General features: G+C 66.5%; 11 protein-coding genes. 8 read left to right on the top strand and 3 right to left on the bottom strand.

Annotated features, from left to right (window positions below; translation table 11 throughout):
* Window positions 1-130 precede the first annotated feature (130 nt).
* The 7 genes from F3087_RS09650 (at window position 131) to F3087_RS09680 (ending at window position 13,174) form a co-directional block, all read left to right on the top strand.
* On the top strand, window positions 131-7,096 hold the full coding sequence (locus F3087_RS09650; RefSeq protein ID WP_191093873.1) for an SDR family NAD(P)-dependent oxidoreductase: 6,966 nt from the start codon (window positions 131-133) through the stop codon (window positions 7,094-7,096).
* A gap of 34 nt (window positions 7,097-7,130) precedes the next feature.
* Window positions 7,131-8,687 (top strand): NAD(P)/FAD-dependent oxidoreductase, encoded by a 1,557-nt coding sequence (locus tag F3087_RS09655; RefSeq protein WP_150401488.1) that lies wholly within the window; start codon window positions 7,131-7,133, stop codon window positions 8,685-8,687.
* A gap of 124 nt (window positions 8,688-8,811) precedes the next feature.
* The gene (locus F3087_RS09660) at window positions 8,812-9,600 is read left to right on the top strand and encodes an alpha/beta fold hydrolase (protein ID WP_191093874.1); all 789 of its coding nucleotides are present in this window, start codon (window positions 8,812-8,814) and stop codon (window positions 9,598-9,600) included.
* A complete protein-coding gene (locus tag F3087_RS09665) occupies window positions 9,597-10,073 on the top strand; it encodes a PaaI family thioesterase (RefSeq protein WP_150401490.1) in 477 nt (158 codons plus the stop codon). The genes F3087_RS09660 and F3087_RS09665 overlap by 4 nt, the downstream gene beginning before the upstream one ends.
* 14 nt (window positions 10,074-10,087) lie before the next feature.
* On the top strand, window positions 10,088-10,933 hold the full coding sequence (locus F3087_RS09670; RefSeq protein ID WP_223884956.1) for an SDR family oxidoreductase: 846 nt from the start codon (window positions 10,088-10,090) through the stop codon (window positions 10,931-10,933).
* Between the two features lie 477 nt (window positions 10,934-11,410).
* On the top strand, window positions 11,411-11,956 hold the full coding sequence (locus tag F3087_RS09675) for a hypothetical protein (protein ID WP_150401491.1): 546 nt from the start codon (window positions 11,411-11,413) through the stop codon (window positions 11,954-11,956).
* A 3-nt stretch (window positions 11,957-11,959) separates the two neighbouring features.
* Window positions 11,960-13,174 (top strand): DUF6545 domain-containing protein, encoded by a 1,215-nt coding sequence (locus F3087_RS09680; protein WP_150401492.1) that lies wholly within the window; start codon window positions 11,960-11,962, stop codon window positions 13,172-13,174.
* Window positions 13,175-13,184: 10 nt separating this feature from the next.
* On the opposite strand, the gene F3087_RS09685 is transcribed toward F3087_RS09680, so the two are convergent.
* The 3 genes from F3087_RS09685 to F3087_RS09695 form a co-directional block, all read right to left on the bottom strand.
* Complete coding sequence (locus F3087_RS09685; RefSeq protein ID WP_150401493.1) at window positions 13,185-14,405, bottom strand: DUF418 domain-containing protein; 1,221 nt, start codon at window positions 14,403-14,405, stop codon at window positions 13,185-13,187.
* 105 nt (window positions 14,406-14,510) lie between these two features.
* Complete coding sequence (locus F3087_RS09690) at window positions 14,511-15,269, bottom strand: hypothetical protein (RefSeq protein ID WP_150401494.1); 759 nt, start codon at window positions 15,267-15,269, stop codon at window positions 14,511-14,513.
* Between the two features lie 101 nt (window positions 15,270-15,370).
* Window positions 15,371-15,991, bottom strand: a complete 621-nt coding sequence (locus F3087_RS09695; RefSeq protein WP_150401495.1) for a TetR/AcrR family transcriptional regulator — start codon at window positions 15,989-15,991, stop codon at window positions 15,371-15,373.
* Between the two features lie 67 nt (window positions 15,992-16,058).
* Between F3087_RS09695 and F3087_RS09700 the strand changes: the two genes are divergently transcribed.
* Window positions 16,059-18,233 (top strand): 2Fe-2S iron-sulfur cluster-binding protein, encoded by a 2,175-nt coding sequence (locus F3087_RS09700; protein WP_150401496.1) that lies wholly within the window; start codon window positions 16,059-16,061, stop codon window positions 18,231-18,233.
* Window positions 18,234-18,253 lie beyond the last annotated feature (20 nt).

Genomic DNA, 18,253 nt, shown 5'->3' on the forward strand with positions numbered 1-18,253 from the left:
CGCACCGGACTTGACATCCTGAGCCTCGTGTTCGACGCGCCCCGTTACGGTACGGGTTCCCTGGCCGATGTGTTCCCCTCGCTGCTCGCCGGATTCGGAGTGCCCGGCGAGACCGTCCACGCAGGCCCGGATGCGTTCGCATTACGACCATCGCCTTGCCCTGGTGTGCTCCTCCGCGGACGAGCTGCGCACCGCGCTGCACGACGTGGCGGCGGGCTCCTCGCCCGACTCGGTTCGCAGCGGTGTCAAGGGATCCGCCGCTTCGAGTGTCGTGTTCGTTTTCTCCGGCCAAGGCCCGCAGTGGTGGGCCATGGCGCGTGAGCTGCTCGAGCAGAGTCCGGTGTTCCGGCAGACGATCGAGCGGGTCGATGCCGAGCTGGGCAAGTACGCCGACTGGACGGTGACCGAGGAGCTACGCCGCGACGAGGCCGACAGCCGCATCGGCCAGACCTTCATCGCTCAGCCCGCGGTGTTCGCGTTGCAGCTCGGATTGGCGGCCCTGTGGCAGAGCTGGGGTATCGTCCCCGCGGCCGTCGTCGGCCACAGCATCGGCGAAGTCGCCGCCGCCTGCGTGTCGGGGGCGCTGTCGTTCGAAGACGCGGTCCGGGTCATCTTCCATCGGAGCCGGGTGCAGCAGAAAGCATCCGGAAAGGGGAAGATGCTCGCGGTGGGTCTGCCGCGGGACGCGGCGGAAGACCGGATCGGCGCGTATCGCGGTCGGGTGGCCGTCGCGGCGTTGAACGGCCCGGAATCGACCGCCCTGGCCGGCGACCCCGACGCGCTCGAGGAAATCGAACGCGAACTCAGCGACGACAAGATCTTCGCCCGCATGCTCCAGGTCAGCGTGGCGTTCCACAGCCATCACATGGATCCGCTGCAGGACGAGCTGATCTCCTCGCTGGACGGGCTCGCGTCCGGTCCGGCGTCGATTCCGATGTACTCGACGGTCACCGGAGCCATCGCCCCGACCGGCGCGCTCGATGCCGAGTACTGGTGGCGAAACGTGCGGGAGCCCGTGCAATTCGCGCCCACCATCGATCGCCTGATCGAAGACGAGCACCTGGCGTTCGTCGAATTGGGCCCGCACCCGATTCACGCGACCGCCATCGCGGAACTGCTCGACCAGCGGCAGGTCAAGGGAACTGTCGTCGGGTCACTGAATCGCAAGCACAGCGACTACGCCACCCTGTTGAACTCGCTCGCTTCGCTCTATGTAGCAGGTTTCGACCCGGATTGGGACACCGTGTTCGACGGTGTCTCCGAACGTGTTCCGCTGCCCTTGTACCCGTGGCAGCGCGAAAGCTATTGGCTGGAAGCGGCGAGCTCACGCGGCAACCGATTCCCGTCGCTGGGGCATCCGCTCGTCGGGGACAAGAGCCGCATCGCCGTCGCCGACGAGCCGGGCAAACACGTGTGGGAGCTGGAGCTCGACCCGGTCCGCTTCCCGTGGCTCGACGATCACCGGGTCCAGGGGCCCATCGTCTTTCCCGCGGCGGGACACCTGGACATGGTGATCGGCTGCGCGGAAGACGCGTTCGGTGCGGGCTCGTACTCGCTCGAGGATGTCGAATTCCGTAGAGCCCTCTTCGTTTTCGACAACCGCCCGGCTCCGCTGGTCCAGGTGGTTCTCACGGCGGCGATGAACTATTCCGTGTACAGCAGGCAGGACGGCGACAAGGACTGGACTCTGCATTCGCTGGGGACCCTGCGCCGCGAAGCGCCGACCGCGGCGCTGCCCAAACCGCTCGCGGAACTGCAGGCGGAGTGCACCGCCGAGGTCGACCCCGCGGGTTTCTACGCCGACCTGCAGCACAATGGCCTGTCCCTGGGCTCGACCTTCAAGGCGGCTATCCGTTTCACCCACGCCCCCGGCCAATCGCTGGCATTGCTCGAGACGCCGTCGGCGGCCGCGGACGAGGCGCCGCGCCATGCGTTCCATCCCGGGCTGCTCGACTCGTGCATCACCTCGCTCGCCATGGTCTACGACGACGTCCTGGTGAATAATCGCCCCGACGGCGAAGCCAAAACGCTTTTCCTCCCGGTCGAGGTCAAACGGCTCAGCTATTACCGCAAGCCCAGCAGCACCGTGTACTGCTACGGAAACGCACGCCTGCATGGGGACCCGTTGTATCGCGAGGGCGATTTCTGGATCGTCGCCGACGACGGAACGATCGTGGCCGAGTTCGAAGGCCTGCGGCTCAAGTCCATCACGCAAAGCACCGATGCGGGCGACGACCTCCTGCAGTCGTTCTACGACTTCCGTTGGCATCCGGCACCGGTGCACACGAAGACCCGCATCGCCGCCGATTTCCTGCCGTCGGAGCAAGACTTGCACGTGGCCGTCGATCCGTTGATCGACGAGCTGCGGGAGTGGTCGGTCAACAACCACTACCACGCCGTGACGGAAGTGGAGATGGACCGGCTGTGCATCGATTATGTGACCGAGGCCTTTTACCAGGTGGGCATGAACTTCTCGGTGGGCCGGCGCTTCACCCTGGACGAGATCGCGCAGGAGATGGGGGTGCACGACAAATATCGGCGCTACCTCGGTCGACTGCTGGAGCTGTTGTCGCTGCAGGGGATCATCGAGGACGACGCCGGAACGTGGCAGCTGCTGATCACCCCCGCCCGAGTCGATCCGGCACCGATCCTCGCCCGGCTGCGCGAACAGCATCCGGAATGCGCGAGCGAGTTCGCGGTGCTGGAGCGCTGCGGCACGGAGCTGGCCGCCGTTCTGCACGACGAGGTCAATCCGGTCGAACTCATCTTCCCGGAGGACGAGTTCGAATCGGTCGCCGATCTCTACGGGACCTCGTTCTCGTTCGAGAAGACCAACCGCATCGTCCGCCGGATCGTCGCGGAGTCGCTGCGGGCGCTGCCCAGCGACCGGCCGGTGCGCGTGCTCGAGATCGGTGCGGGCACCGGCGGCACGACCGGCCACGTAATCGCTGAGTTGCCTACCGAGCGTGCGGAATACGTGTACTCCGATATCTCGGAGCTGTTCCTCGCCAAGGCGCGCCAGCGGTTCGCCGACAGCGATTTCATGAACTATCGAATCCTCGACATCGAGTCCGACATCGAGGCGCAGGGCTTCGATCCGCACTACTTCGACATCATCGTCGCGTCGAATGTCTTGCACGCCACCGCGAGTCTGCGGGCCACCCTCGACAACGTCAAACGTCTGCTGACCGCCCAGGGGCAGATCCTGATCGTCGAGGGGGCGGTGTCGCCGCACTGGGTCGACCTGACCTTCGGTATGACCGAAGGGTGGTGGAAGTTCGCCGACCACGATCTGCGGCCCGACTATCCGCTGTTGTCCGATGCGGCATGGCGCGAATTTCTGCCGACCGCGGGCTTCGAGCACGTCCAGGTCTTCTCCGAACGGGCCACGTCCGAGCAGTCCGGCAACTCGGTGATTCTGGCGCGCGGGCAGGCGGTGGACCTCGAGCCGTATCAGCCGCGCGTCGAGCCCGGCGCCTGGGTCGTCCTGGCGGACGCGGACGGTGTCGCCGAACGCTATCTCGACCTGCTCGGGGAGGCCGGCGCGGCCAGTGTCCTGGTCACCCGCGGCGAGGCCTTCGAGCAGGTCGACGCACGCAGCTTCCGGGTGCACCCGACGAGCAGCGCGGATATTCAGCGCGTGCTGGAGCAGGTGCGTGAACACGCCGGGGACGTGGCCGGCGTGCTGCATCTGTGGAACCTCGATTTCGCGGAGTCGGATCTCACCACCGAGCTGTTGCCCGAGCTGGAACTGCACGGCGGTTACAGCGTGATCACGCTGGCGCAGGCGGTTCAGCAGCTGGAGTGGTCCAAGGCTCCGCGGTTCTGGGTGGCGACCGCGGGGGCGCAGAGCATCGAGGGGACCGAGCGCGTCGCGCCCGCCCAGCTGCCGAGCTGGGGAATTGTCCGGGTGCTGTTGAACGAGCAGGTCACCCTGCCCGCGAAGATCATCGACTTCGACCCGGCGACGCCGGACGCCGGGCAGCGAGCGGCTCAGCTCTTCGATGAGCTGCTGCATGTGCAGGCAGCCGATGAGGAGGTCGCCTTCCGCGCAAACCAGCGGTTCGTCGACCGCCTCGAGCACGTCTCGCTCGCCGAGTTCGAGGCATCGGTCGCGGCGCTCGCCCGCGGGTCGGACGAAACTCCGTTCGCGCTGGCCACTCCCACCGAGGCCGGGATCGAGCACCTCCGGTTCGAACAGCAGGCCGCACCGGTCATCGGGCCGGGCGAGGTAGCCATTCGGCCGCTCGCCACCGGCCTGAACTTCCGCGACGTCATGCTGTCGCTCGGCGTGCTGTCGGAGGGCGCGACCTTCGGCGGGTTCTATGCGGACAACCTCGGTGTCGAATGCGCCGGTGTGATCACGCAGGTCGGATCCGAGGTCGAGGGAATCGTCCCGGGAGATCGTGTGGTCGCCTTTGCTCGCGGGTGCTTCGGCTCGACGGTGGTCGCCGATGCGCGGCGGGTCTTCACGATGCCGGCGGACCTCTCGGCCGCCGATGCCGCGACGCTGCCGATGGCGTACCTGACCGCCTGGTACGGAATGGTGGAGGTGGGCAGGCTGCGCCGGGGCGAGCGGGTGCTCATCCATGCCGCCGCCGGCGGGGTCGGGCTCGCCGCGGTCCACATCGCGCACCTGCTCGGCGCCACGGTCCTCGCCACCGCCGGTAGCGAGGAGAAGCGGGAATACCTGCGAACGCTGGGTGTCGAGGACGTCTTCGACTCCCGTTCGCTGGCGTTCGCGGATGCGGTTCGAGAGCGCTACGACGGTGTCGACCTCGTGCTGAATTCGCTTCAGGGCGAGACCATCCCGAAGAGCCTCGAGTTGCTCCGCGCCCGCGGGCGGTTCGTGGAGATCGGGAAGAAGGACATCTACGACAACTACAAGCTCGGTCTGAAGCCGTTCGGCAACAACCTCATCTACGCGGCGATCGACATCGACCGACTGCTGCTGGAAGATCCGGCGCTGTGCCGCGAGGCCATGCTGAAGGTGCTCGACGGTGTCGCGGCGGGCACGCTGCCCGCGCTTCCGCACACGGACTTCGGTGCCGCCGATGTGGCCTCCGCGTTCCGCTACATGGCGGGCGCGAAGCAGATCGGCAAGGTCGTCGTCGAATTCGAGCCGGACACCGAGCTTCTCGTCTATCCGGCCTCGACTGCGGACCAGGCGTTCGATGCCGATGGCACCTACCTCGTGACGGGCGGATATACGGGATTCGGCCTGTGGACCGCTCAGTGGCTGGTCGACAAGGGCGCGGGCACCGTGGTGCTGGTCGGGCGCCGGGCCCAGGTCGATGCCGAGAACGAGTCGGTGATCGCGGCGATGCGGGAATCCGGGGCCACCGTGGTGCTCGAACGGGCCGACGTGTCGAGCGAGGCCGAGGTCGTGGCGCTGCTGGAGCGGCTGTCGGAACAGTCGCCGCTGCGGGGTGTCTTCCATGCCGCGATGGTGCTCGACGACGTGGCGCTGACCCAGATGACGGAGGAGCAGTTCCTCCGCGCCGTGCGGCCGAAGATCGACGGAGCGTGGCATCTGCACAACCACACGCGTGCGCTGGATCTGGACGCCTTCGTCATGTACTCGTCGATGAGCTGGTACATCGGCACGCCCGGTCAAGCCAACTACGCGGCGGCGAACGGGTTCCTGGAAGCGCTTGCCGCACATCGCCGCGACCTCGAACTGCCTGCCCTGACGGTCAACTGGGGCGCCATCGGGGAGGTCGGGTTCATCGTGCGCAACAAGCTCGACACGCTCGCCCGGATGGGCTGGAAGTCGATCTCACCGGACAACGCGGTCGGCTTCGTCGGGCGCTGTCTGGCCCAGGGTGTCAGCCGCGCCAGCGTATTCGGCGTGGACTTCGCGATGATGAGTCAGGTCATGCCGTCGTTCCGCAGCTCGCTGCGGCTTGCCCATCTCGCGTTGGACGACGCATCGGGCTCGGCCACCACGTTCGGTACCGAGAGCCTGCGCGCCGAACTGCTCGAGCTGGCGCCGGACGCCCGAGAATCGCGGCTGGTCACGGCACTGTCGGAGCAGGTATCGCGGATCTTCGACATGCCGGTCGATCGCCTGGCCCATGACGTTTCACTGACCGACCTCGGTATGGACTCGCTCATGGCCGGCCAGATTCGCAACGTGCTGGCCAAGCAACTCGACATCGACTTCCCGACCATGGGCCTGATGCGCGGGCCCACCCTGGTCGAGCTCGCCACCGATGTCCTCGCCCATGTCTTCGACACCGGGACCGTGGCGCTGCCCGCATCCGGGGAGGAAGTCGCCGGCCCGGAGCGCTGGATCCGCGCGACGAAGGGCCGGTCCGACACGGCGACGCTGCGCGTATTCACACTGCCCTTCGTCGGCGGCAGTTCCTCGGCCTTCACCTCGTGGGCGAACAGCCTGCCCGACACGGTCGATGTGGTGGCGATCCAGTACCCCGGCCGGGACAACCGCATCGACGAGGTGCCGATCGACTCGATGCCCGCCTTCATCGCGGAACTGGCCGATGCGATGCTGCCGTATCTCGACCGGTCCTTCGTCATCTATGGGCACAGCATGGGCGGACTGCTCGCCTACGAACTCACCAAGTATCTCGAGCGGCAGTTCGCCGAGGTCCCGATGAAACTCATCATCGGGGGCTGGCCCTCCCCGGAGCTGGTCGAGGGGTACGTGCGGAACCTGAAGCACATCCGCGACGGCTTCGACCTGGACCACGAATCCGACAGCCGGGTGCTGGAAGTGTTGCGCGACAACGGTCTGTTCGCCGCGCACTTCGATGACGAATCGACGGTCAAGCCGCTGATCCCGGCGGTGCGGGCGGACCTCAAGATGCTCGGCGACTATCGCTTCGACAACGGGGTCACATTGCGTGCTCCGATCACGGTCCTGCGCGGTGCCGAAGATCCGCTGTTCGAGCCGGCCCAGCTTCGCGGCTGGGAGCAGCTGACGATCGGCAGGTTCTCGCTCACCACCGTTCCCGGTGGCCACCTGTTCATCCAGAACGCAAGCGCGCAAGTGATGGAAACGATCGCCCAGGAGCTGTCTGCCGACAACACTTTCCCGAGTTTCACGAGTCTCGTGGTCGGCGCTGCTGAGTAGCTCCAACGGAGATGAACAGCATGAACGGAGAATCATGAACCAAGTCGAACGTTACGACGTGGTGGTGTGTGGCGGGGGTCTGGCCGGCCTGACCGCGTCGAGGCAGATCAAGCGCGCCATGCCCGACTGCACCGTGCTGGTGCTGGAACGCAGCACCGGCGACATCCCCGACGCCGCCTACAAGGTGGGTGAATCGGCGGTCGAGGCCGGTTCGCACTACTTCACCGAACAGCTCGGCCTCAGCGGCCATTTCAATCGGCAGCAGCTGCCCAAGCTCGGGCTGCGCTTGTTCTTCGGCGATGCCCACGGCCCGCTCGAGGCACGGCCCGAACTCGGTTCGCGGCGGTTCCCGCGGGTGCCGTCCTATCAGATCGACCGCGGCATCTTCGAACGGGAGCTGCGGCGCTCGGTTCGTGAACTCGGTGTCGACCTCGTCGAGCTGGCCAAGGTGACCGATGTCGACCTGGCCGGCGACGACGAGGATCACGTCGTCCACTACGCGATGGAGGGTGCAGGCACCGAGCGCACGGTCCGGGCGCGCTTCATCGTCGACGCCTCGGGGCGCCATCGGCTGATCCAACGCAAGCTCGGACTGGGTACCCCGAGCGCGCACAAGATCAACGCGGCCTGGTGGCGCTTCCGCGGTGAATACGACGTCGAGCAGATGGCGGCCGCCACCAGCCCGACCTGGACGCCGAAAACCCAGGAGCGCCGGTGGTTTTCGACCAATCACCTGATGGGTCCCGGCTACTGGGTGTGGATGATCCCGCTGTCGTCGGGAAACACCAGCATCGGCATCGTGACCGACGAGAACGTCCACCCCTTCAGCACCTACGCGACCGAGACGAAGGCCCGCCGCTGGCTCGACGAATACGAACCGACGCTCGCCAAGTTCATCGAGCAGGCCGAGATCATCGACTTCCTCAAGGTGCGCAATGCGAGTCACTTTTCCAAGCAAGCGTTTTCGCACCATCGATGGTCCTGTGTCGGCGAGGCAGCCGTATTCCTGGACGCCTTCTACAGCCCGGGATCCGACTGGATCGCCTATACCAACACCATCACCACGCGGATGATCGAACTCGACCGCAAAGGCGGTCTGACCGAGGCGGTCGCCGACACGTTCAACCAGTTGCTGCTCGACGATCTCTGGTCGAACTACTTCCCGGTCTACCTGAACAACTACCCGATCTTCGGGCACGCGCCGGCGATGTTCACCAAGGTCATCTGGGACACCTCGTTCTACTGGGCACTGCCTGCCCAGTTGCTCTTCCGCGGCCTGATCGGCAACGAGGACGCGGCGGCCGAATTCCATCCCATCGCACAACGATTCCGGGACATCCAGACGCGCATGCAAGCAAACCTACGGACCTTCGCGACCCGAACCCGTCCGACCGACGAGTACATGTTCCTCGAGTACAGCAAGGAACCTATCTGCACACAGCTGCACTTGGACCTGCTCACCGACAAGACCGCCGACCAGTGCTTCCGGGATATGCGGCGCAATGTCGACCGCTTGGAATCGTGGGCGGGGTCGTTCGAGCAGCAACTCGCCGACCTCCCCCGGTCCGAGCCGGCCGCGGTCGTCCGCTGACGGCAGCGGGCAGCAGGGTGGGAATGCGCCGGGTCTGCATTCGTCGATGTTTCGCACCGGAAACGACTGCGCCGCTTAAACTGATCGAGCCGGCGCCACCGGCATTCGGGGCGAGGAGGGGGCTGTGACGGCAGGAGAATCCACCGCGCCGCCGCTGTTCGTCCAGCGGTCGGGAACCGGGCCGCCGGTCATTCTGGTGCACGGCGGGCTGCCGGCGCGCGTGACCTGGGCCCGGCAGCAGGTGCTCGCGGCCCGCTGGTCGCTGATCATTCCGAGTCGTCGCGGCTACGCACCCAATCCTGCTGTGCCACAACAGGACTTCCTCGCCGACGCCGACGATCTGACCGAGCTCATCGTGGAACTGCCCGGCGGCGCGCACCTCGTCGGCTTCTCCTATGGAGGTTTGGGCGCAGCTGTCGCGGCCGGGCGACGGCCACATCTGGTTCGGTCGCTGACGCTGATCGAGGTACCGCTGTTCGTCACCGCCGAGGAAGACCAGTCCGTGCGCGAGCTGGCGGCCCTGGCAGACCGATTCGCCGCGGACGCGGACGACGCGCAGGCCGAGCGTGAGTTCCATGCTATGGCCGGCGTGGGACAGAAACTGCCTGCAGGAGAGGAAGACGACATCCGTCAGGCGATGCGGCTGTGGCGCGACCTTCGTTCCCCGCGGGAGGCGAAGCCGCGCTTCGAGGCGATCGTCGAGGCACACATACCAACGCTGGTTGTCTCGGGACAGCACAACACCGGGCTCGAGCGACTGTGCGATGCCGTCGCCACCGAGCTCGGTGCGCAGCGGGCCCACATACCCGGCGCCGGGCATGCCGTCGCACGTGCGCCGGGGTTCAACACGGTACTGGAAACATTTCTGACAGCGGCGCAACGCGGCCGCGATAACGAGGAAGGCACTCTATGAGCGACGATGCGATTCACGGGCACGAACAGATCCTGGAGCACACATTCGCGGCGCTGCGCAGTTTTCCGATCCCGCCCGGAGTCGAGCTCCTGCTTCCGCCGCCGTCGACCAAGACCTTGGACATGCAGTTCGAGGAGTACGTTCCTGGTCGATCGTTGACCGCGACGGTGGCGGTGTCTTCGGAGTACGCGAACGCCGTGGGGTTGCTGCAGGGCGGATTCCTGTCGGCGATGATCGATGACCTCTTCGGGGCGCTCAGTTACCTGACCGCGCGCGGTCCGACGACGAGTTTGGACATGACGACGCATTACATGCGCCCGGTATTCGTCGGCGAGCGGCTGCGGTTGCACACCACGGTGCGCAAAGCCGGGCGAACGGCCATTTTCCTTGCCGCGGAAGCACACAACGGAGCCGACAAGCTGGTGGCGACGGCGACGTGCACGGTGCAGGTCCTGCCGGTGCCGTCTGCGTAGGAGAGGGAACCCCCATGACTATGAGTCAGCCGTTCGACTACTCGGGCCGCAGCGTTTTTGTCGCGGGCGGTACCAGCGGTATCAATCTCGGCATCGCCCAGGCCTATGCGAGGGCGGGAGCCAATGTCGCTGTGCTGTCCCGTAATCAGGCGAAGGTCGACGCGGCCGTCGCCGGCTTGAGCGAGCACGGCGGCTCGGTGCTGGGATTCGCCGCAGACGTGCGTGAGTTCGACGCCGTTGCCGCGGCGTTGGCCTCGGCGCGGGACCGATTCGGTGAACTGGACGTCCTGGTCTCCGGCGCGGCGGGCAATTTCCCCGCGCTGGCCACCACCATGTCATCGAACGCGTTCAACTCCGTCATCGGCATCGACCTGCTCGGCACGTTCAACGTGCTGCGGGCCGGGTACGATCACCTCCGCAAACCCGGCGCGGCGGTGATCACCATCTCCGCACCGCAATCATCGATCCCCATGCCGATGCAGGTGCACGCGTGCTCCGCGAAGGCGGGGGTCGACATGCTGACCCGAACGTGCGCGGTCGAGTGGGGCACCGCCGGCGTCCGGGTGAATGCGGTCATTCCCGGTCCGATCACCGGCACCGAGGGGATGATGCGGCTGGCTCCGACGCCACAGATCGAGCAGCTCGTCACCGACTCGGTGCCGCTGGCTCGGTACGGGACCGCGCAGGAGATCGCCGACTGCTGCCTGTGGTTGAGTTCGCCGATGGCGAGTTACGTCACCGGAGCCCTCATTCCCGTCGATGGTGGGTGGTCGCTCGGCGGCGCGGCGCAGATGTTCACCGAGATGCGCAGAGTCGTCGACAATCCCGATCTCCTCGCCGGCTACGGTTCGTCGAGCTAGCCCGTCGTCCCCCTTGCTCGGGGGTTCGCTCTGTCCTCGAATCTGGCCCGCTGGCCCTCGACGAGGCCGCGATCGCTCTGGCCACTATCGTTGCCCGCCGGCGCCTGCGTGCGCTGCCGGGCAACGATATGCGACCCGCCCTTGCCGTGACGCTGCATCCACGACGCCTGCGCATGCGCGCCGAAATCCGCACTCCGGCAACAGCAGCGACCGCCGGCCGACCGGCCGTTCCACCTGAGCTCAGGTCGCCGCCCTGTCCGGCGCCGACATGCTAGCCTGAGTTCGAGGACAAGGAATGATGTCCGGTTCGGTCGAATTGCTTTTTCGACGATATGCGTTGTGCCGGCGGCAATGACGCCGTTGTCGGTGCGCCGTTGGTAAGACCAGATCTGCAATGGGCAAGGGGGAAATCGTGCTTGAACCCCGATTTACATTCACCCGCTCGACGGAGCCGCTCGGGCCCGCGAGGCAAGTGACATGAAATGGATTCGGAGTAAAGTCTCCGCTCGCGACTTCATGTGGAAACCCATCCGAAGCCAGATTTCTACGCGTGCCCGGCTGCATTCGCTGGTCGACCGGCTCGAGCTGCCGGTGGACTGGACCGTCGAGGAGTTCATCGCGTCGGTCGAGCACACCCGCGGGCGCCGGATCGTGCGATTGCTGCTCCCGCCGACCGCCCCGGTAGGGCTGTGCGGGCTGTGGCTGGCCTGCTGGGACTGCGACGTGATCCTGCTCCGGCAGGCGTCCGATCCCGCGATAGAACTGCACGTGGCCCTGCACGAGGTCAGTCATATGCTGCTCGGCCACGGGCAGGACACGTCGATGCCCACCGCCGAATGGACGCGGCTGACCAGCGAATTGGCGCTGGACCAGGAGATCGACCCGGCCACCGTCGGCGCCGCCCGCGGACTGTCCAGCTACGATTCGAGCGAAGAGTACGAAGCCGAGCTGTTCGCGACACTGATCGGTTTCCGCGCGCGCAGCGCCGGACCACGCCGCGACCCGCTGGTGAAAGACCTGTAGTGCATGTGGCCGTACGACCACCTGCCGACCTGGGCCACGATGCCGGCGACGGTGTTCATCGTCGCCGTCGCGATCCTCCGGCCCGTCTTGACCCCGCGCACAACCATTTTCGGCAGCCTGATCAACACCGTGATGGGAATCGACGCGGCAGCAGCCATCCTGCGTGAGCCGGTCATCGCGCGCCAGGTAGCCCGAGTCGTCCCCGGCGGCCTGCCCACCGTATTCGATGCCTGGCATTGGCTGACCGTGTCCGCCTGGGCATGCGGACTCGGGATGGTGATGTTCCGCGAATACGGTCGGGTGCATTTCCGAATCCGGTTCAAGATTGTGATCGTGCTGTCGGTGATTGTCGGCATCGCGTTTCTGGCGTTGAGCAATCCGGCGCGGGTGCACGGGATGGCGTCCATCGCGGACTACGGGGGTTGGCGATACGGCGTCTATATCGGGTTGTATTCGACTCTGCCGTTAGTAGTTTCTTGCTACTTGTGCGCACTGAAATATCGCGCTATAGCGTGGCGGACGACCACACGGTGGGAATGGATCATGGTGGTCGCCACGATATGTTTCGGCATCGCCAATTTTCTCCCCGTGGGCTCGATCGCGGTGGCCGCTGCGCTGGACGCGGCAGGGGTCGGCCACGAACTGACCCAGCGGACGTTCGACCTGGTCTCCCATGGACTCGCCTCCGGCGAGCCGGGTCTGTTTCTCTTTGCCGCGCTGGTTGCGGTGCTGGCCCGGTCCACGGCACACGCCGTCGTGCAGCTGCTGCGACTGGATCGCGACTCGCGTACCGCGCGCCGGCTCTATCCGCTCTGGCGGGATCTGACTGCCGCCGCACCCCAGGTCGTATTCCGGCCGAAGTGGGCCGACGATTGGAACGCTCCGGCGCAGGAGCGCCTGCACCGCCGGCGGATCGAAATCCACGATGCGGCACAGATCGTCGGCAGATATGTGCTTCCGCTGCCGGACGCCTTCGACGAACTGGTCGAGACCACCGTCGCCGACATCGACCAGGAACACCTGCTACTGGTCGCCGAGCTGGTCATGGCGGCCGAGCGGCTCAGCGGCAACGGTGGCGAACCCGCGGACGAACCGACCGTGTGCCGGGCGGACGTGCCCGACCAGCAGACACTGCTCCGGTTGTGGCAGCCCGCAATTCGGCTGCTCCGCTCGACCGACCTCGAGCGGGTGTCCGGAAGCCTCGGTGAGCCGCGCTGAGCGTCCGCGCTCAATCTGCTTGTGCCGGAACCCGTTCCGGGCGACGCCGCCACTCCGGAAGGGACAGGTAGGTCGCGGAGCGTAGGGCCCACTCGACCGGGCCGTATCGATGGTTACGCAACCACCAGGTGCTGCATGCCAGTTGGGCGGCGTAGGTGAAGAGGGCGATGGCGATGACGCCGGCGGGTGGGACCTTGTCGGCCAGGGCCAATCCGTAGCCGGTGTAGATCACCATGAGGACGACGGATTGGCTGATGTAGTTGGAGGCCGCCATCCGCCCGGCCGGCGCGAGCCGGCTGATGAACGGTGCGGTGCGGGGTGATTGGGTGAGGCAGATGATGCCTGCCATGTAGGCGAAGGTCATGAACGGATTGACGAGTTGTTGCACACCGGCCCAGAAGCTGGGCGGGGTGATCCATTGCATCGTCGCGGCGAAGGTCACCGCCGACACCGGCAGGCCGATCGTCAGACCGCCGGCGAGTACCCGAGGCGCCCAGCGCCGCAACGTCTCTCGATCGGTGAGCAGCTCACGCTTACCCGCCGCCATGCCCAGCAGGAACATGGCGAAGCTGGTCACGCCCTGGGTGAACCAGATCAGCGCGATGAAGGTGGGCGCGAGCCACATCTGGCCGGCGAAGGTGTCGCCGAAGCTGCCGGTGTATCCGTCGTGGATCCGTTGCACATCGAAGAGGCTGGCCAGCGCCTTCACCCCGTCGTCGGGGGCGTCGCTCGGCAGGAACGCCCAGCCGCTCCACACCACGTACAGGATCGCGCCGGTGATCACGGCGGTCCGCGGCTTCAGCTTCTTCAACGGGATCAGGATCAGGCACAGGACGGCATAGAGGGTGAGGATGTCGCCGATCCACAGCAGGAAAACGTGAGCGAGCCCGATCACGAGCAATGCCAGGCAGCGCCGCAGCAGTCGCGCGTTGGCCGAGGCTTCGGCCCGCTGCGCCGCCGCGATCTGCAACGTGAACGAGTAACCGAACAGGAACGCGAACAGCAGATAGAACCGGCCCTCGAACAGCCCGTTGACCACCGCGCTGACGAAGTGATCGATCGGTCCGTCGAAGCGCGGCTGCGGATGGTCGGCGGTGCCGCCGAACGACCACAGCATGGTCGCGACCATGACATTGGTGACGAGGATGCCGAACAGCGCGAACCCGCGCAGAATATCGACCTCGGCGATCCGTCGACCCGACGTGGTGACGGGCAGAACCGATTCGGACATGGTGCGAAATTAGCCGCCGCGGCCGGGTCCGCGCGTCGGTCGACGGGCTGACCCGCGCCCGACATGTGTCTATCGCGACCGCGACCTACGGCGTATTGACATCACTCACGTGAGGTCGGCGACCTCCAGGTAGATCTGCCGATCGACCACGATCTCGGCCAGAAACCCTTGCGCGCCACCGGCAGTGGCCGGGAACGCCGCGACCGCCAACTCCCCCGCGCGCAACCGGGAACCGGTGAATTCACGCTGCCCGAGGATGATCGGTTGCGCCTGCGCGAAACCCGCCGCGGCGATCTGGTCCGCGAGTGGCTCGCCGAGCAGGTCGGTCACGGTGCCGGGGATGAGCCGGGCGGTGACGATCTGATCGAAGCTGGGCTGGCGCGTGATGTGGTGGGCCAGATACATCCGGTCGGGACGGCCGAAGCAGATGTGGGTGAGCAGGCCGCGCCCGCGTTCCCGCTCCGGTTCGAGTTCGGCGAAGTGGACGACCTCGCGCACCGTGGCGCGCACGCCGGTGGCGATCGCGATGCCGCCGCGTTCGCGCCGGCCGCGGATCAGGGTGCCGTGGAACGATCGGCGCGGGCGGGGGCGATTCGGATCCAGTTCGGCGACGGGGAAATCCTCGGGATCGAAGGTGTGGATGTCGGTGTAGCCGATCCGCCGATCCGCGCCGAGGGCCCGGCTGCCACGTTCGTCCAGTTCGACGTCGAGCAGGATCTGGAAGTTGTGCGGCGCCTGGAACGTCGGCCGGTACGAGACGAAGCAGTCGACGCCGGTCCCGAAAACGACCATGTTGTGCAGACCTGCACCGCCTGCCAGTCCGGGCTGATGGTGTCCGGGGGCGCGAATATGAATTGCACTCATTGTGAGCTCCTTCCTTGCCACCCTCACAGTGCCAACCTCCGGCCGCTGTGCCACGAGTGCCGGGCTACTCGAATACCCCATGACCAGCTACTCGACACCGGTTACCGATCCCCACGCAGGTACCGGGTCACCATGTCGACCAGTTCGTTCTCCACCGCCTCGATCGCGATGCCGCGCGGATCGGCCATGAGCTTGTGCGTGTTCATCTCGACCGTGAACAGGATCAGTTCCGCCGCGGTGTCGAGGTCGCGCACGCGCACGTCCGGGTGCCGGGCGAGCAGCTCGCGCACCTGACCGACGCGCAGCTTCCCGTGCCGGGCGACGGTGTCGAGCAGCTCCTGTGACAGCGGGGCCTCCTCGATCATGATGCGCAGCAGCCGCGGGTCGTCGCTGTGGTTGTCGATGGCGTCGCGGACCAGCGCCCGGACCGTCGCGCGCAGGCTGCCCGCGGTGAGCTCGAGCTCGTCGCCCTCGGTCCACCGGCCGCGGTCGATGTGCTGGATCAGCAGTTCGGCGAGGATCGAGTCCTTGTTCGGAAAGTATTGGTACAGCGACCCGATGGAGATGCGGGCGCGTTCGGCGATGCGGTTGGTGGTGCCCGCGGCGTAGCCGTGCTCGGCGAAAACGTGAGCAGCCGCGGTGAGGATGCGTTCGCGGGTGAGCTCGGCGCGCACCTGTCTGGGCTTGCGACGTGGGTCGAGCTGGCGGCCGGCCGACGGCATTCGGAACCTCCTGCGGAGCGCGAAAAGCGAGTAGCCAAAAAGCTGAGCAATTGTTCACAATAGTGTCATGACCTGGGAGAACATGTCCATCCCCGCGGTGAGCAACGGGGCCGGTAACTCGACTCTGCGCCAGCTGACGACGGTGGACGAGATCGAGACGATCGTCGGTCGCCCGGCGTCGATAATCATGCTGAAACAACTCGATGCGCTTGACGAGGGGTGCCGGACGGTGCTCGCGCACTCCCCGATCGCGGCGTTCGGCTACCGGGACCGCGACGGTGTCAGCCGGACGACGTTCATCGGCGGCACGCCGGGGTTCGTGCGGGTGCAGTCGGCCAAGCGGATCTCGTTCTCGCTGTCCGGGGCCAGCGAGCCGCACGGTCCGGTTTCGTTCTTCTTCCTGCTGCCGGGTGTCGGGGAGATTCTTCGGGTCAACGGTTCGGTGACCGGGCGCAAGGGTGCGCAGACGGGCGTCGAGATCGAGGAGGCCTTCGTGCATTGCGCGCAGGCGGTGCTGCGGTCGCGGCTGTGGCAGCCGGCTGTCCCGGCCGCGCCGGTTGTGGTCGAGGGTTCGGGTCCGTTGTTCCGGCCCGGGGTCGCGGAATTCCTGGCTGCCGCACCGTTTCTCGCGTTGTCCTCGTGGGATTCCGCCGGCGGGAGTGACACGAGCCCGCGCGGGGATCGGGAGGCGGTGGCGCGGATCGTGGACGGCCACACGCTCGTCATGCCGGATCGGCGGGGCAACAAGCGCGCCGACACGCTGCACAATCTGTTGCGCGACGATCGGCTGTCGTTCGCGGCGATGGTCCCGGGACGCAGCGGTGTGCTGCACGTTCGCGGCCGGGGCTCGATCACCGACGATCCGGCGTTGCTCGAGACGTTGGCGTTGCGCGGGATGGCGCCGCACGCGGCGCTGCTCATCGATGTCGAGGATGCCGAGGTGGTCGGCAACGACGCGGTGGTGCGGTCGCGGCTGTGGACGCCGGGTGCGCTGGTCGATCGTGACGCGGTGCCCGACCTGATGGCGTTGGCCGGGAAGCACTTGGCCGCCAGTACCGCGAAGGGTGGTCCGCCCGCGTTCTTGCTGAAGGCAGTCGGGGCGATACCGGGGGTGAACCGATTGATGCGACTGATCATGAATCGGGCCTACCGGTCCGGGTTGGAGAAGGAGGGTTACGAGGACATCGAGACGAGCCGTCGGCTTCCGGACGGCAGCAGCGAGACGAACAAGCCCGTGCGAGAGGTGCGGATCGCCGAGATTCGTGCGGAGACGCCGACCGCGGTCACCCTCGTACTGGAGGACGTCGACGGCCCGGGTTCGTTCGACTTCCGCGCCGGACAGTTCTTCACCCTCGTCACCGACATCGACGGTCGTCCGGAGCGGCGCGCGTATTCGGCTTCGTCGGCGCCCGGAGGCTCTCGATTGGAGGTCACCGTCAAACACGTTGCGGGCGGACGATTCTCCACGCACGTGCATCGAGGTCTGCGCGTCGGCGATCAACTCGCGGTCCGCGGACCGGCGGGCTCCTTCCACCTCGAACCGCAACCTCCGGACCAGATCGTGCTGGTCGCCGCAGGCAGTGGTGTGACGCCGATGATGAGCATCATCCGTACGCAGCTGACGGATTCGGCGGACCGCACCCGGATCGCGCTGCTCTACAGCAGTCGCTGCGAGGAGGAGATCATCTTCGCCGATCAGCTGACGCGGCTGGCGAAGGACAATCCCGAGCGGCTGAGCGTCACCCACGTCTTGACTCAGCGCGAGGGACGGCTCGATGCGGACGGCATACGTCGCTGGGTCGCCGATCTATCTCCGGCCGCGGGCACCCACTATTACGTGTGCGGTCCCGTTCCGCTGATGGACGCCGTTCGCACTGCCGTCACCGGGCTCGGAGTTCCCGACGAGCTGGTGCACCACGAGCGCTACATCAGCGGAACAGACACTGCCACCGAAGTGACCGCGCCACAGGAGATGACCGTCGAACAGGACGGGCACCAGGTCGGCACAGTGGTCGTCGAGCCCGGCCAGACCCTGCTCGACGCAGGCCTCGCCGCCGGACTCCCGATGCCCTACTCCTGCACCGTCGGCAACTGCGGCGACTGCATGGTGAAACTCCGCAGCGGTGAGGTCACGCAGAGCGAGCCGAACTGCCTGACGCCGCAACAGAAAGCCGACGGTTTCGTCCTGGCATGCGTGGGTTGCCCGCTATCGAAGATCACCCTCGAGATCACCGACCTGTGAACTCATACGAGGCACGGTGC

It is taken from the genome of Nocardia colli (genome assembly GCF_008704205.1).
Lineage (GTDB): Bacteria > Actinomycetota > Actinomycetes > Mycobacteriales > Mycobacteriaceae > Nocardia > Nocardia colli.

What these genes read in the sequence shown, in the direction of transcription:
- F3087_RS09655 (WP_150401488.1), top strand. Translation starts at nt 7,131, where the DNA reads ATGAACCAAGTCGAACGTTACGACGTGGTGGTGTGTGGCGGGGGTCTG.
- F3087_RS09650 (WP_191093873.1), top strand. Translation starts at nt 131, where the DNA reads ATGCGTTCGCATTACGACCATCGCCTTGCCCTGGTGTGCTCCTCCGCG.
- F3087_RS09675 (WP_150401491.1), top strand. Translation starts at nt 11,411, where the DNA reads ATGAAATGGATTCGGAGTAAAGTCTCCGCTCGCGACTTCATGTGGAAA.
- F3087_RS09695 (WP_150401495.1), bottom strand. Translation starts at nt 15,991, where the DNA reads ATGCCGTCGGCCGGCCGCCAGCTCGACCCACGTCGCAAGCCCAGACAG.
- F3087_RS09665 (WP_150401490.1), top strand. Translation starts at nt 9,597, where the DNA reads ATGAGCGACGATGCGATTCACGGGCACGAACAGATCCTGGAGCACACA.
- F3087_RS09700 (WP_150401496.1), top strand. Translation starts at nt 16,059, where the DNA reads ATGACCTGGGAGAACATGTCCATCCCCGCGGTGAGCAACGGGGCCGGT.
- F3087_RS09670 (WP_223884956.1), top strand. Translation starts at nt 10,088, where the DNA reads ATGACTATGAGTCAGCCGTTCGACTACTCGGGCCGCAGCGTTTTTGTC.
- F3087_RS09685 (WP_150401493.1), bottom strand. Translation starts at nt 14,405, where the DNA reads ATGTCCGAATCGGTTCTGCCCGTCACCACGTCGGGTCGACGGATCGCC.
- F3087_RS09690 (WP_150401494.1), bottom strand. Translation starts at nt 15,269, where the DNA reads ATGAGTGCAATTCATATTCGCGCCCCCGGACACCATCAGCCCGGACTG.
- F3087_RS09680 (WP_150401492.1), top strand. Translation starts at nt 11,960, where the DNA reads ATGTGGCCGTACGACCACCTGCCGACCTGGGCCACGATGCCGGCGACG.